Below are 14,094 nucleotides of genomic sequence, written 5' to 3' on the forward strand. Positions count from 1 at the left end.
TGCTCTTAGTCGTTAGCTACCCAGCTTACTAAGACTACCAGGGCGGGGGAAACCCCGCTCTACCCTCACTCCTGAAAGTATGCCTTCACAATCAGATTGTCAATCCGCAGGCTTTGTAGTCTGCGATCCTGCCAGCAAATATTCTTTGCGAGACGTTACGCAATAATCACATGTGAAACTATTTTATCTGCAAGTTAGCGATAGACTGCTTGCATGGCGAAAGGAGGTAGGCCGCCGATTTCAGCGGGGCGCTGAAACGGGAAAGCCCCTCCCGAGGAAGGGGCCTTAAATAAGGAAAGGGTCATGATGAAGCTACTCATCATCGTGGTGCTCTTAGTTATTAGCTGGCCAGCTTACTAAGACTACCAGGGCGGGGGAAACCCCGCTCTACCCTCACTCCTGAAGTTATGTTACTCCACCCTTATTGTCAATCTGTAAGTCCACGTTCTTGCGGAGCGAATAGCAAAACCCTCTGTGCTTATGGGCCGAATTCTGAAAGTTGCTTTGCCTGCTCTTATTTCATTATTGCAGTCGGTATGATACCGGACCTCAATAATTCTCTAAGAAAGGATTTCTTATGAGCGAACAAATCACGTTTGCCACCAGCGATTTTGCCAGTAACCCGGAACCACGTTGCCCCTGCATTTTGCTGTTGGATGTTTCTGGTTCGATGAGTGGTAGACCTATTAATGAACTTAACGCCGGATTGGTTACCTTTCGCGATGAGCTGCTTGCCGATTCGCTGGCCTTAAAAAGAGTGGAACTCGGTATTGTGACGTTCGGCCCGGTGCATGTGGAACAACCATTTACCAGCGCCGCTAATTTTTTCCCGCCCATCCTGTTTGCCCAGGGCGATACACCAATGGGGGCCGCCATTACCAAAGCCCTGGATATGGTTGAGGAGCGCAAACGTGAGTATCGAGCCAATGGTATTTCCTATTATCGTCCGTGGATTTTCCTGATTACCGATGGCGCACCAACCGATGAGTGGCAGGCTGCTGCCAACAAGGTGTTTCAGGGGGAAGAAGATAAGAAGTTTGCCTTCTTTTCCATCGGTGTTCAGGGGGCGGATATGAAGACGCTGGCCCAAATCAGCGTTCGTCAGCCTTTGCCTCTTCAAGGATTACAATTCCGCGAACTGTTTAGCTGGTTATCCAGTTCGCTGCGTTCGGTTTCCCGCTCCACGCCGGGAACGGAAGTTGTACTGGAAGCGCCAAAAGGCTGGACGTCAGTGTGAGCTGGCGTCTGGTTTATGCATCAGCCGTTGGAACGTCGCACATCAGCGCTGACTTGTCTTGCCAGGATGCCTGCCAGATGCAGGTTGCCTGGCTAGAAGACCAGCAGCCATTATTGTCGGTATTTGTCGCTGATGGCGCAGGCAGCGTCTCGCAGGGAGGCGAAGGTGCGAAGCTTGCCGTCAATGAAGCGATGGCTTATATATCGCAAAAAGTGCAGGGTGGGGAATTGGAGCTTAATGATGTCCTCGCCACGGATATTGTACTGACTATTCGTCAGCGACTTTTTGCCGAGGCAGAGGCCAAAGAATTAGCGGTTCGTGATTTTGCCTGCACATTTCTGGGACTGATTTCATCACCTAACGGCACATTGATTATGCAGATTGGCGATGGTGGCGTGGTGGTAGATTTGGGTCACGGTCTGCAATTGCCGCTCACGCCGATGGTGGGTGAATATGCCAACATGACGCATTTCATTACCGATGAAGATGCCGTTTCCAGACTGGAAACTTTCACCAGCACTGAGCGTGCGCATAGAGTTGCAGCATTTACGGATGGTATTCAGAGACTGGCGTTAAATATGCTGGATAATTCTCCGCATGTGCCTTTCTTTACCCCGTTTTTCAATGGACTGGCGTCAGCAACGCAGGAACAACTCGATTTATTACCTGAATTGTTAAAGCAGTTTTTGTCCAGCCCAGCGGTAAACGAGCGTACCGATGATGATAAAACGTTAGCACTGGCTATGTGGACAGAATGAACATCGCATGGCGGTTGAAGACAACGGTTCAACCGCCAGTTTAAGCAATCAATATAATGGCTGGCTAGCGAACTAATTTTGCTCTTAGCTCGTCGGCTTCTTCTTTTGGATAGGTGACCAATAAAGGATCAATGGTATAACCACCGTAAATTTTATCCCCGCGCGTATACATCCAGTCTGAAATATCTTCTTTCTTGATTTTCCACTCCTGGCCATATTCTACGTTTGTAACAATACCAGGGTCATTGCTTATTATACCAATAAACATGCCGTTAGAATAAGTGACATCCGTGAGCCAGAAATGCTCGGTTTCTCCGCGATCGGTTATCGGGGCTTTGACTGCGAAAGTATCAGCATCTTTTTTATTCATAACTTCGATGAATTGATCGGTTTCTTTCCGCGCATGTTGAATGGCGTCAGACATCGCCTTTTTATCATAACCTCCTGTCACTAACGTATCCGAAATCTCACAATAGCTTGCGGTAGTAAAAAATAGCAGACTCAACATAAGTAATATCTTTTTCATTTTTTCTCCAGAATCCCTGTGTAGTAAAAGTTAGCAAAAAACCTGTGGAAGTGAATCATTATCAGGTTGGAATTGAATTGTATCCTGATGAAATTGCATTATCATTTTTATTCTTGAGTGGGACTCTTCCAATATAGAAATAATTATAATGGACAGTGTTATTATTCATAGAAATATAATATAACTGCCCTTGAAACATTATGAAGACAAATATAAAAGTATTTACATCGACAGGTGAATTGACCACTCTCGGGCGTGAACTGGGCAAAGGCGGCGAAGGCGCGGTTTATGATATCGAGGAGTTTGTCGATAGCGTTGCCAAGATTTATCACACGCCGCCACCCGCCTTAAAACAGGACAAACTTGCCTTTATGGCTGCGACAGCTGACGCGCAGTTGCTGAATTATGTCGCCTGGCCGCAGGCAACGCTTCATAGTGGACGAGGTGGGAAGGTTATCGGTTTTATGATGCCGAAGGTTTCAGGTAAAGAACCAATTCATATGATCTATAGTCCGGCACATCGTCGTCAGAGTTACCCTCATTGCGCGTGGGATTTTCTACTCTATGTTGCGCGCAATATTGCTTCATCTTTTGCTACGGTTCACGAGCACGGGCACGTCGTGGGCGACGTAAACCAGAACAGCTTTATGGTAGGCCGCGACAGCAAAGTGGTGTTGATCGATAGTGACTCCTTTCAGATTAACGCCAATGGCACACTGCATTTATGCGAAGTCGGCGTGTCGCATTTTACGCCGCCAGAGCTGCAAACCTTGTCGTCATTTGTTGGCTTTGAACGCACAGAAAATCACGATAATTTTGGCCTTGCATTGCTGATTTTTCACGTCTTGTTTGGTGGGCGGCATCCTTATTCTGGTGTGCCGCTTATCTCTGATGCGGGTAATGCGCTGGAGACGGATATTGCCCATTTTCGTTATGCCTACGCGTCAGACAATCAGAGACGTGGTTTAAAACCGCCGCCACGATCTATTCCGCTGTCGATGTTACCGGGCGATGTTGAAGCCATGTTTCAGCAGGCATTCACGGAAAGTGGCGTGGCAACTGGGCGTCCGACGGCAAAAGCGTGGGTTGCGGCACTTGATTTACTACGCCAACAGTTAAAGAAATGTACCGTTTCGGCAATGCATGTTTACCCTGGTCATTTAACCGACTGCCCGTGGTGTACACTGGATAATCAAGGCGTTATCTATTTTATTGATCTTGGCGAAGAGGTGATTACCACCGTCGGTGATTTTGTGCTGGCGAAAGTCTGGGCGATGGTGATGGCGTCAGTAGCACCGCCAGCACTACAGTTACCATTACCCGATCATTTCCAACCAGCTGGCAGGCCGCTTCCTTTAGGCCTGTTACGGCGTGAATACATTATTCTGATTGAGATCACACTGTCAGCGTTATCGCTGTTGCTTTGCGGTCTTCAGGCAGAACCGCGTTATATTATTTTGGTGCCTGTGCTGGCGGCTATCTGGATTATTGGCAGCCTGACAAGCAAAGCGTACAAAGCAGAAATCCAGCAACGCCGTGAGGCGTTTAATCGCGCAAAAATGGACTATGACCATTTAGTCAGCCAGATCCAACAGTTGGGCGGGCTGGAAGGTTTTATCGCCAAACGGACGATGCTCGAAAAAATGAAGGACGAAATTCTTGGTTTACCGGAAGAAGAAAAGCGCGATCTGGCAGCACTTCAGGACAACGCAAGGGAACGGCAGAAGCAGAAGTTTCTGGAGGGATTTTTTATTGATGTTGCCTCTATTCCCGGCGTTGGCCCTGCGCGTAAAGCGGCGTTACGGTCCTTTGGTATTGAAACGGCGGCAGACGTTACCCGACGGAGCGTTAAGCAAGTTAAAGGTTTTGGTGATCATCTGACCCAGGCGGTTATCGACTGGAAAGCGAGTTGCGAACGCCGTTTTGTGTTCAGGCCGAATGAAGCGATAACGCCAGCAGACAGACAAGCGGTAATGGCGAAAATGACCGCCAAACGACATCGGCTGGAATCGGCGTTGACTGTCGGTGCGACAGAGTTGCAGCGATTCCGCCTTCATGCTCCAGCACGGACCATGCCGTTGATGGAACCATTACGTCAGGCAGCGGAGAAACTGGCTCAGGCTCAGGCTGATTTAAGCCGCTGCTGAGCCATTTTTCAATTAACGAAACACCACTTCTGCCCAACGTGCCAGCCCGGCGGTAACCGACCCAAAGTCATCGCCGCCTGCAATCGGAATGCCCGGCAACTGTTCTGCCAGCGCTTTTTTAATCAGCGGCGATCGGGCGCTACCACCAGTCAGATAGATGACATCCGGTTTTTCCTGGGCGTTATCCAGCGCCAGTTGCACCTGTTCCAGAATTCGCGCCAGCGGCTGACTGAGGGCGTTTTCCAGCCCTTGTTGGCTAATCAGCGTTGCCAGTTCATCGCTGATAAATGGCAGCGATGCGCGGGTTTCCGCTGCGCTGGAAAGGGCGATTTTGCTCTCTTCCGCGCTGCGTACCAGCCGATAACTTAAACGCTGACGCCAGACTTTCTGTAACAGGGACACTTTCTCCGGTTCGCGGGCGTCGCGTACCAGGTCGTTAAGCAGACGACCGTTAGCACTACTGTAGAAATCACTCTGCGCTGGTACATCGTTGATGGCAACCGCATTCCACCACGGCAGGATCGGCAGGGCGATGCCTTTTTCAGTTTCGCCACCCATGCCCAGTAATGGCATCAGATTTTTAAACGCCAGTGCGATATCCAGATCGTTACCGCCAATACGGCAACCACTGTGACCCAGCAGGCTGGCTTCACGATCGAGGCGCGAACGCCACTGTGGCCCCATTAGCAGTAAAGAACAGTCAGTCGTACCACCACCAATATCTACCACCAGCACCCGTTTTTCTTCCTGCAAGGTGGCTTCGTAATCCAGCCCAGCCGCCACCGGCTCGTACTGGAATACCACATCCTTAAACCCGGCACGCTTTGCTGCGCGCTCCAGAATCCCTTGTGCCTGGGCGTTTGCTTCATCGCCGCCCAGCCCCTGGAAGTTGATCGGGCGACCAATCACCGCCTGGGTAATCGCTTCTGGCAATTGCGCCTGCGCCTGTTGGCGAATATGCAGCATCATTGCGCAGACCAGATCCTCAAACAGCGCCACCTGCTGCGGTTTTAAGCCGCTGGCACCGAGGAACGATTTTGGTGATTTCACAAACCACACTTCTTCCGGATCATCAATGTACTGCGCCAGTGAGGAAAGACCGAACTGCACGCTTTTCGCCGTGACATCGATATCTTCTTCGCGGTTATAACGAATCGCCCGACGTAACAGCGCCTGCGTTTCATTGTCGTCTGCCGGAACATCATGATGGCGGTACAGCCATTCGCTTACCGCTTCACGCGTTGGCGCGCAAAGCATTGAAGGCAGCAGCGTGCTGTCGTTTTCCATTTTTAGCAAATGCGGTTTACCGTCACGCATGACCGCCACTGAACAGTTTGCTGTACCGTAATCAAAACCAATAAACACGAAATAATCCCCATGCCGGTGAAGAAGGGGCGTGACTTTAGCGAAATGTTGCCGTCGCGACAACCGGAATATGAAAGCAAAGCGCAGCGTCTGAATAACGTTTATGCTGAAAGCGGATAAACAAGGAGAAGCGATGTATACCCTGAACTGGCAGCCGCCATATGACTGGTCGTGGATGTTGGGATTTCTCGCCGCCCGTGCGGTGAGCGGTGTTGAAACGGTTGCGGACGATTATTATGCCCGTAGTCTGGCGGTGGGCGAATATCGCGGCGTGGTGACTGCTATTCCGGATATAGCCAGCCTTACTCTGCACATAAATTTAAGTGCAGGTTTAGAACCTGTTGCCGCTGAGTGTCTGGTGAAAATGAGCCGCCTGTTTGATCTGCAATGTAACCCGCAGATTGTTAATGGGGCGTTGGGCGAATTAGGCGCAGCGCGGCCCGGATTGCGTTTACCTGGTTGTGTTGATGCTTTTGAGCAGGGCGTGCGGGCGATTTTAGGCCAACTGGTGAGCGTGGCGATGGCGGCAAAATTGACCGCCAGAGTGGCACAGCTTTATGGCGAACGGCTGGATGATTTTCCTGATTATGTCTGCTTCCCCACGCCTCAGCGGCTGGCTGCAGCCGACCCGCAGGCATTAAAAGCGTTAGGTATGCCGTTGAAACGGGCAGAGGCACTGATTCATCTGGCAAATGCGGCGCTGGAGGGCACCTTACCAATGACAATACCGAGCGACGTAGAACAAGCGATGAAAACGCTGCAAACTTTTCCGGGTATCGGGCGCTGGACGGCGAATTATTTCGCCTTACGTGGTTGGCAGGCGAAAGATGTTTTCCTGCCGGATGATTATCTGATTAAACAGCGATTTCCGGGAATGACACCGGCACAAATCCGCCGTTATGCCGAACGCTGGAAGCCCTGGCGTTCTTATGCGCTGTTGCATATCTGGTATACGGAAGGCTGGCAACCAGACGAAGCATGACGTTGGTCGCCGGATGCGGTGCGAGCGCCTTATCCGGCCTGGGGAATGAGCGATTTGTAGGCATGATAAGACGCGTTAGCGTCGCATCAGGCAATGGGCAAACGCTCCCTCAGTTAATCGCGAAATAACTGCTATTCACCAGCAAATCCAGCGGTTGGGCATCGGCAATCACATCGCCATAAATCAGATCGACGCCGATGCCAGAAAGCGTATCCATCACTAAGGGTAAAACAACTGGCCCGGCGATAGTCTTCACCCCGAGTCGCTGAGCGTGCCCCTGAATAATCGTAATCAGCATCTCATCCATCAAATTACCCTGCACGCTGGCGCATAGCTCACCGTCAAGTAGCAGGTAATCTGCCATATTCGCTTTCAGCGTGTTGAAAATTTGCAGATCGCGACCCACCTGGCTGAGTACGATCCTGCAACCGGCCAGCCGCAGTTTTTGCACGCTTTCTGCGTGATCGATAACCGCTTCTGCCGGAATAATCAGATGTAATAACCGTGGTGGTAGAGGGCTATTTTCCAGCTGCTCAAGCAGTTCATTCACCAGCGAGGCGCTACTCAAACCGGCAACAGAAAGGGGGAGGGCGATGCTTAAGCCTTTACTGGCAATCGCTTTTGCGGTCTGCTGGAAAAATTCATGGAGTACCCGGCGGTCAAGAGCATGGTTAAGCGCCGCATCACCGAAGCTACGACGAAATGTTTGTTCATCAAAAATCTCGCCTTCGCAACCCCAGAGTTTTAGTGATATCAACCACAAATTACGCGCTTCCGGGATCCGTGGCGAAGCGACGCCGTGGGCGATCATCATCAACTGATTCTCTTTAATCATCCGCCACTGTTCATCAATCGACATCGCCGCCCGTTCGATATGTGCGTCAGCTTGCTGCGGTTCGTAAACTGTCACCCGGCCGCGGCCACCATTTTTGGAGGCATAACAGGCGATGTCAGCCTGCGACATCACTTCAACCGCCTGATGATTGTTGTCATCAATCAAGGTAATCCCGGCACTGGCACCTACCCGATGTACACGTCCTTCCCATATAAAGTGATAGTCATTCACGGCGCTGATAATGCGTGTAGCGATAAAACGCGCACTTTCGACATTACAATCTGGCAGCAGCAGACCAAATTCATCGCCACCGAGTCGCGCCAGCACGTCGCTGGAGCGCAGCATACTCAGCATCAATGACGCCAGTTCGCGCAACAAAGCGTCGCCAGCGGCGTGTCCGGCGCTGTCATTCACCGCTTTAAAGCGATCAAGATCGATAAACACCAGGGCATGTCGCTGATGTGTACTGTTTACCGTTTGCAGCAGGATGCGTAGTTGCTTCTCAAAACTGGCGCGATTGGCGAGATGCGTCAGTGCATCATGGGAGGCGCTGTAGCTCAGCTGGCGCAGCATTTTGCGTGATTCGGTGACGTCCTGAATCACCAGAACCGAGCCTATATTGCTGCCGTCCAGAGTACTTAACGGCGTAATACTGTAATGCACGTCGTAGCTGCCGCCGCTCCGGCAGTGCAACACCACATCTTGTTCAATCGCAGAACGTGAGGTGTCGGCACTGTAAATGTTCTCCATTAATGGCCCGTTGTCGCCAAAAGTAATATGCAACACCGTCAGGAGCGGAACACCTAACGCTTCTTCCTGCGTCCAGCCGCTCATCTTCTCCGCCACCGGATTCATAAAGGTAATTTTCATCGCCATGTCAATACAGACCACGGCTTCGCCGATGGAATCCAGCGTAATGTGCAGGCGCTCTTTTTCCTGAAACAATGCCTCGTTAAGCTGTTTAACCTCAGTCATATCCATATTAATGCCGAGCAGGCGTTCGACTTCGCCTTCTTTATTCAGTACCCGGTTAGCGAGGGCGCGGATATGGCGGATGCCATCTTTCACGGCAATGCGAAATTCCAGTTTAAAGGGAGAGCGTGATTGCAATGAATCGCGAATCACTTTTTCGGCGTGCTGGCGATCTTCCGGCAGCACGCACTCGTACCACACCTGCCAGTTCGGTTTGATATGCGGAGGAATTTCATACAGCTCGAACATCCGCTTATCCCAGCTAAAAATATTCGGCTTTAGCTCCCACTCCCAGATGCCAATCCCGCCCGCTTCGTTAGCCAGCGTGATACGCTCCATCAGTTGCTGGTTCACCTGTTCGGTGCGTTTTAGCTCGTTAATGTCTTCAATCTGAGCGATAAAATAGAGCGGCGTACCATCGGTGTGGCGCACCAGTGAGACGGCAAGCAACGCCCAGACAACATCGCCATTGCGGTTGTAGTAGCGTTTTTCCATTGAATAGGTATTTATTTCACCGCTTATCAGCTTTTCAACCTGTTGCAGATCTTTATTGAGATCCTCCGGCCAGGTCAGTTGCTGAAAGGTGAGTCCGCGCAGTTCTTCCTGACTGTAACCGAGAAACTGGCAGAGCGCTTTGTTGGATTGCAGCCATTGCCCCTCGGTGCCCACTAATGCCATGCCGATGGCGGAATATTCCATCGCGTTCCGAAAGCGGGTTTCGCTTTCGGAAATGTGTTTGCGTTCCGCACGAAAGGCATACATCACCATCGTCATGATGTTGGCGGGCAGCAGGATCAGTAAAAACGGTAGCCACGGCATATGGCTCATCAGGTACGTCCGCGGCGTAGCAAGCAGGGAGGGATCCGCGGCCATCATCAGCGACACCATCATCACCGTGGTAAGGAAGATCAAAAAGGCTTCCATTCGTGGCAGGCGCACGGCGCTCCACATCAACAGCACAATAATGAAAGTAAAAGGCCACGGCAGATACAGCATCGAAAGCCAGCTTAACGTCAGTGTGATGGCTAACGTGAGCAGCGACTCAAAAAGCAACCTTGGGTTGCGATGGCGCAGCAGATAGTGTGGTTTAAATAACAATCCCAGCGGCACCAGTGCCAGGGCGCCGATGGATTCTGACAGTACCCATATCAAAAATGCCCTGAGAGGATCGTCTCCGGGCGTCAGCAGGACAACCAGAACACCCCCTAACAGAGGTGGAACAATGGCGCTGCCGAATGCCAGACGCAGCCAGTCAGCCAGATTTTGCAATGGGTTATACCACGGCAGCAATTTACGCAGTAGCACTGCCCCGACCACGGCTTCAACAATATTGATGGTCGTCCAGGTCATGTTCAGCGAGCTGGTGGAAAAAAGCAGGATGGATGCGGCGATATTTCCCAGCGAGCAGCTCAGCGCTATTCCCGGCCACATGCGCCCGGCATGGCGATAAAACGCCACCATCATGATGGACGTCGGGAACCACAGTGGGGCGAGTTGGGTGCCAAACTGCGAAAGCTCAAGCGAGAAAAGGGTAAAGATAAACGAGACTAAACCTAAACTGACCAGGTGAAGCAGCGGGTGGGGCAGGGCAATTAATACATGCTGTGATTGTTTGCTCATTACCGCTTTATCCGCAAGGCCTGGTCGCCAGTATTCGTTTCTGTGTTTATGCTAGTACAAAAGTTTTACATTTTATATGCGAATTGCTCATAAAGTGACGTAAAGGCGGATAATTTGCGCAACTGCGTATAACATTTTTTACCTTGTATAAAACTGATCAACGTAATTTGCCACCGGGAATTATTCGTCAACAATTAACTCTGAGCGCGCGGCAACGCTATTCGACTGGTATCAGGCGGATGAAATCCCTATAATTGCCGCGTTTGGCGCTTCGTCGCCCCCTTCCTAACATCCAGGTTAATCAGGTCGCTAAATATATGACTGATCAGTCTCATCAGTGCGTCATTATCGGTATCGCTGGCGCATCGGCTTCCGGCAAGAGTCTTATTGCCAGTACCCTTTATCGTGAATTACGTGAGCAAGTCGGTGATGAACACATCGGCGTAATTCCCGAAGACTGCTATTACAAAGATCAAAGCCATCTGTCGATGGAAGAACGTGTTAAGACCAACTACGACCATCCCAGCGCGATGGATCACAGCCTGCTGCTTGAGCATTTACAAGCATTGAAACGCGGCTCGGCAATTGACCTGCCGGTTTACAGCTATGTTGAACATACGCGTATGAAAGAAACGGTAAAGGTTGAGCCGAAGAAGGTCATCATTCTCGAAGGCATTTTGCTGCTGACGGATGCGCGTTTGCGTGATGAACTTAACTTCTCAATTTTCGTTGATACCCCGCTGGATATCTGCTTGATGCGCCGCATCAAGCGTGATGTTAACGAGCGTGGGCGTTCAATGGATTCCGTGATGGCGCAATATCAAAAAACTGTGCGCCCGATGTTCCTGCAATTCATTGAGCCTTCTAAACAATATGCGGACATTATCGTGCCGCGCGGCGGGAAAAACCGCATCGCCATCGATATATTGAAAGCGAAAATAAGTCAGTTCTTTGAATAAGCTTGATAAATTGTGTACCGTTCAGTGATAACCTGGTATGCCCTTGACGTAATTGGCGTTAAGGGAGTGATGCGCGAAAGGAGAAAATGCCATGCGTCTGTGTGACCGAGATATTGAAGCCTGGCTTGATGAAGGCCGTTTGTCGATCAACCCACGTCCGCCAGTGGAGCGTATTAATGGCGCGACGGTGGATGTGCGCCTGGGCAATAAATTTCGTACCTTCCGTGGTCACACGGCAGCGTTTATCGATCTGAGCGGTCCCAAAGATGAAGTGAGCGCCGCGCTTGACCGCGTGATGAGCGATGAGATCGTACTCGATGAAAGCGAGGCGTTTTATCTTCACCCAGGAGAGCTGGCGCTGGCGGTGACGCTGGAGTCGGTGACGCTGCCAGCCGATCTGGTGGGATGGCTGGACGGTCGTTCCTCACTGGCGCGTCTGGGGCTTATGGTGCACGTCACCGCGCACCGTATCGATCCGGGCTGGTCTGGCTGCATTGTGCTGGAGTTCTACAACTCCGGTAAGCTGCCGCTGGCGCTGCGTCCGGGCATGTTAATTGGTGCGCTGAGCTTTGAGCCGCTTTCCGGCCCGGCGGCGCGACCTTACAACCGCCGTGAAGATGCGAAATATCGCAACCAGCAGGGCGCGGTAGCCAGCCGAATCGATAAAGACTAATTCAGGCCCATTGAGGATACCATGAGACGATTTCTGACGACGCTGATGATACTCCTGGTCGTGCTGGTGGCCGGGTTATCTGCGTTAGTGTTGCTGGTGAATCCGAATGATTTCCGCGACTATATGGTCAAGCAAGTTGCTGCACGTAGCGGTTATCAATTGCAGCTCGACGGGCCACTGCGTTGGCACGTCTGGCCGCAACTTAGTATCCTCTCCGGGCGAATGTCTCTCACTGCCCAGGGCGCGAGCCAGCCACTGGTTCGCGCAGACAACATGCGTCTGGACGTGGCGCTTTTACCACTGCTGAGTCATCAACTGAGCGTTAAGCAGGTGATGCTAAAAGGGGCAGTGATCCAACTGACGCCGCAGACGGAAGCGGTACGCAGCGAAGATGCCCCGGTTGCACCGCGCGACAATACCTTGCCGGATCTGTCAGACGATCGCGGATGGTCGTTTGATATATCCAGTCTTAAGGTGGCGGACAGCGTGCTGGTGTTCCAGCATGAAGATGACGAGCAGGTGACAATCCGTAATATCCGCCTGCAAATGGAACAAGATCCCCAACATCGTGGTTCATTTGAGTTCTCCGGGCGGGTTAATCGCGATCAGCGCGATCTCACGATATCCCTTAACGGTACGGTAGATGCTTCTGATTATCCGCATGATTTAACGGCGGCTATTGAACAAATTAACTGGCAGTTGCAGGGTGCCGATTTACCAAAACAAGGTATTCAGGGGCAGGGGAGTTTCCAGGCCCAGTGGCAGGAGTCACATAAACGCCTTTCATTTAACCAAATTAGTTTGACCGCCAATGACAGTACGCTGAGCGGGCAAGCACAGGTCACGCTGACAGAGAAACCGGAATGGCAGCTGAGACTGCAATTCCCGCAACTGAATCTTGACAACCTCATCCCGCTTAAAGAAACAGCGAACGGTGAAAACGGTGCCGCGCAGCAGGGGCAGAGCCAATCCACGTTGCCGCGCCCGGTCATTTCTTCGCGTATTGATGAACCGGCCTATCAGGGATTGCAAGGCTTTACGGCTGATATTTTGTTGCAGGCCAGTAACGTGCGCTGGCGCGGAATGAATTTTACAGACGTTGCCACGCAAATGACCAACAAGTCGGGTTTGCTGGAAATTACTCAACTGCAGGGCAAGCTTAACGGTGGACAGGTTTCACTGCCGGGCACGCTGGATGCAACATCAACAAATCCGCGGATAAACTTCCAGCCACGGCTGGAAAACGTTGAGATTGGCACCATTCTGAAGGCGTTTAACTATCCGATTTCGTTGACCGGAAAGATGTCACTGGCTGGTGATTTCTCCGGTGCTGACATAGATGCCGACGCATTCCGCCACAACTGGCAAGGACAGGCGCATGTCGAAATGACGGACACACGCATGGAAGGGATGAACTTCCAGCAGATGATCCAGCAAGCGGTAGAGCGTAATGGTGGTGATGTGAAGGCCGCTGAAAACTTCGATAACGTGACGCGTCTTGACCGCTTTACCACCGATTTGACGTTGAAGGATGGCGTCGTGACGTTAAACGACATGCAAGGTCAATCGCCTGTGCTGGCGCTGACAGGAGAAGGCATGTTGAATTTGGCAGATCAAACCTGCGACACCCAGTTTGATATTCGGGTCGTGGGTGGCTGGAACGGGGAAAGCAAACTGATTGATTTCCTCAAAGAAACGCCAGTACCGCTGCGGGTTTATGGCAACTGGCAGCAACTTAATTACAGCCTGCAAGTGGACCAGCTGCTACGCAAACATCTACAGGACGAAGCGAAACGTCGCCTGAATGACTGGGCCGAGCGGAATAAAGATTCCCGCAATGGCAAAGATGTGAAGAAGTTGCTGGAGAAGATGTAAGTCATCCAGATGACATATGCTGTAGATACTGTTATGGCCTGCAATTTTTTTTCTACCCCGGTTTCCCAGATTGCAGGCATGCCAGACACAGCGCCGTCAGGCGCTGTTTTTTTCATCCCTTCCGCGATTTTTACGCCGCTACCGG

At 51.3% G+C, this 14,094-nt stretch carries 11 protein-coding genes; 8 read left to right on the forward strand and 3 right to left on the reverse strand.

Annotated features, from left to right (window positions below; genetic code table 11):
* Nucleotides 1–303: 303 nt before the first annotated feature.
* The 3 genes from FQ015_RS19125 (at nucleotide 304) to FQ015_RS19135 (ending at nucleotide 1,995) form a co-directional block, all read left to right on the forward strand.
* Complete coding sequence (locus FQ015_RS19125) at nucleotides 304–360, forward strand: type I toxin-antitoxin system Ibs family toxin (protein WP_100249772.1); 57 nt, start codon at nucleotides 304–306, stop codon at nucleotides 358–360.
* Between the two features lie 217 nt (nucleotides 361–577).
* Nucleotides 578–1,237, forward strand: a complete 660-nt coding sequence (locus tag FQ015_RS19130; protein ID WP_000003187.1) for a vWA domain-containing protein — start codon at nucleotides 578–580, stop codon at nucleotides 1,235–1,237.
* On the forward strand, nucleotides 1,234–1,995 hold the full coding sequence (locus tag FQ015_RS19135) for a PP2C family serine/threonine-protein phosphatase (RefSeq protein WP_039021725.1): 762 nt from the start codon (nucleotides 1,234–1,236) through the stop codon (nucleotides 1,993–1,995). Before FQ015_RS19130 ends, FQ015_RS19135 begins: the two co-directional genes overlap by 4 nt.
* Nucleotides 1,996–2,059: 64 nt before the next feature.
* On the opposite strand, the gene FQ015_RS19140 is transcribed toward FQ015_RS19135, so the two are convergent.
* The gene (locus FQ015_RS19140; RefSeq protein ID WP_032303327.1) at nucleotides 2,060–2,521 is read right to left on the reverse strand and encodes a YegJ family protein; all 462 of its coding nucleotides are present in this window, start codon (nucleotides 2,519–2,521) and stop codon (nucleotides 2,060–2,062) included.
* A 200-nt stretch (nucleotides 2,522–2,721) separates the two neighbouring features.
* Between FQ015_RS19140 and yegI the strand changes: the two genes are divergently transcribed.
* Nucleotides 2,722–4,668, forward strand: a complete 1,947-nt coding sequence (yegI, locus tag FQ015_RS19145) for a protein kinase YegI (protein ID WP_039021724.1) — start codon at nucleotides 2,722–2,724, stop codon at nucleotides 4,666–4,668.
* Between the two features lie 12 nt (nucleotides 4,669–4,680).
* Here the strand turns inward: yegI and yegD are convergent, their stop codons facing one another.
* Complete coding sequence (yegD, locus tag FQ015_RS19150; protein ID WP_039021723.1) at nucleotides 4,681–6,033, reverse strand: molecular chaperone; 1,353 nt, start codon at nucleotides 6,031–6,033, stop codon at nucleotides 4,681–4,683.
* A 133-nt stretch (nucleotides 6,034–6,166) separates the two neighbouring features.
* Here yegD and alkA point away from each other — a divergent pair, with 133 nt between their 5' ends.
* Nucleotides 6,167–7,015: a DNA-3-methyladenine glycosylase 2 gene (gene alkA, locus FQ015_RS19155; RefSeq protein ID WP_039021722.1), complete on the forward strand. Its 849-nt coding sequence runs from the start codon at nucleotides 6,167–6,169 to the stop codon at nucleotides 7,013–7,015.
* 109 nt (nucleotides 7,016–7,124) lie between these two features.
* Here alkA and FQ015_RS19160 read toward each other — a convergent pair whose 3' ends face one another.
* Nucleotides 7,125–10,442 carry a diguanylate cyclase gene (locus FQ015_RS19160; RefSeq protein ID WP_160524386.1) on the reverse strand — a complete coding sequence of 1,106 codons (3,318 nt, stop codon included), beginning with the start codon at nucleotides 10,440–10,442 and terminating at the stop codon, nucleotides 7,125–7,127.
* Nucleotides 10,443–10,759: 317 nt separating this feature from the next.
* On the opposite strand from FQ015_RS19160, the gene udk reads away from it, so the two are divergent.
* From udk to asmA, 3 genes are all read left to right on the forward strand, one after another.
* Nucleotides 10,760–11,401, forward strand: coding sequence for a uridine kinase (gene udk / locus FQ015_RS19165; RefSeq protein ID WP_000132077.1), 642 nt, complete (start codon nucleotides 10,760–10,762; stop codon nucleotides 11,399–11,401).
* 91 nt (nucleotides 11,402–11,492) lie between these two features.
* Nucleotides 11,493–12,074 carry a dCTP deaminase gene (gene dcd, locus FQ015_RS19170; RefSeq protein ID WP_001234777.1) on the forward strand — a complete coding sequence of 194 codons (582 nt, stop codon included), beginning with the start codon at nucleotides 11,493–11,495 and terminating at the stop codon, nucleotides 12,072–12,074.
* Between the two features lie 21 nt (nucleotides 12,075–12,095).
* The gene (asmA, locus tag FQ015_RS19175) at nucleotides 12,096–13,949 is read left to right on the forward strand and encodes an outer membrane assembly protein AsmA (protein ID WP_032184537.1); all 1,854 of its coding nucleotides are present in this window, start codon (nucleotides 12,096–12,098) and stop codon (nucleotides 13,947–13,949) included.
* Nucleotides 13,950–14,094: the final 145 nt, after the last annotated feature.

Origin of the sequence: Escherichia sp. HH26CH, from assembly GCF_009820205.1 — a bacterium.
Taxonomy (GTDB): Bacteria; Pseudomonadota; Gammaproteobacteria; order Enterobacterales; family Enterobacteriaceae; genus Escherichia; species Escherichia coli_F.

Coding starts and splice junctions, on each gene's coding strand:
- FQ015_RS19130 (WP_000003187.1), top strand. CDS start 578: ATGAGCGAACAAATCACGTTTGCCACCAGCGATTTTGCCAGTAACCCG.
- FQ015_RS19140 (WP_032303327.1), bottom strand. CDS start 2,521: ATGAAAAAGATATTACTTATGTTGAGTCTGCTATTTTTTACTACCGCA.
- yegI (WP_039021724.1), top strand. CDS start 2,722: ATGAAGACAAATATAAAAGTATTTACATCGACAGGTGAATTGACCACT.
- alkA (WP_039021722.1), top strand. CDS start 6,167: ATGTATACCCTGAACTGGCAGCCGCCATATGACTGGTCGTGGATGTTG.
- FQ015_RS19160 (WP_160524386.1), bottom strand. CDS start 10,442: ATGAGCAAACAATCACAGCATGTATTAATTGCCCTGCCCCACCCGCTG.
- udk (WP_000132077.1), top strand. CDS start 10,760: ATGACTGATCAGTCTCATCAGTGCGTCATTATCGGTATCGCTGGCGCA.
- dcd (WP_001234777.1), top strand. CDS start 11,493: ATGCGTCTGTGTGACCGAGATATTGAAGCCTGGCTTGATGAAGGCCGT.
- asmA (WP_032184537.1), top strand. CDS start 12,096: ATGAGACGATTTCTGACGACGCTGATGATACTCCTGGTCGTGCTGGTG.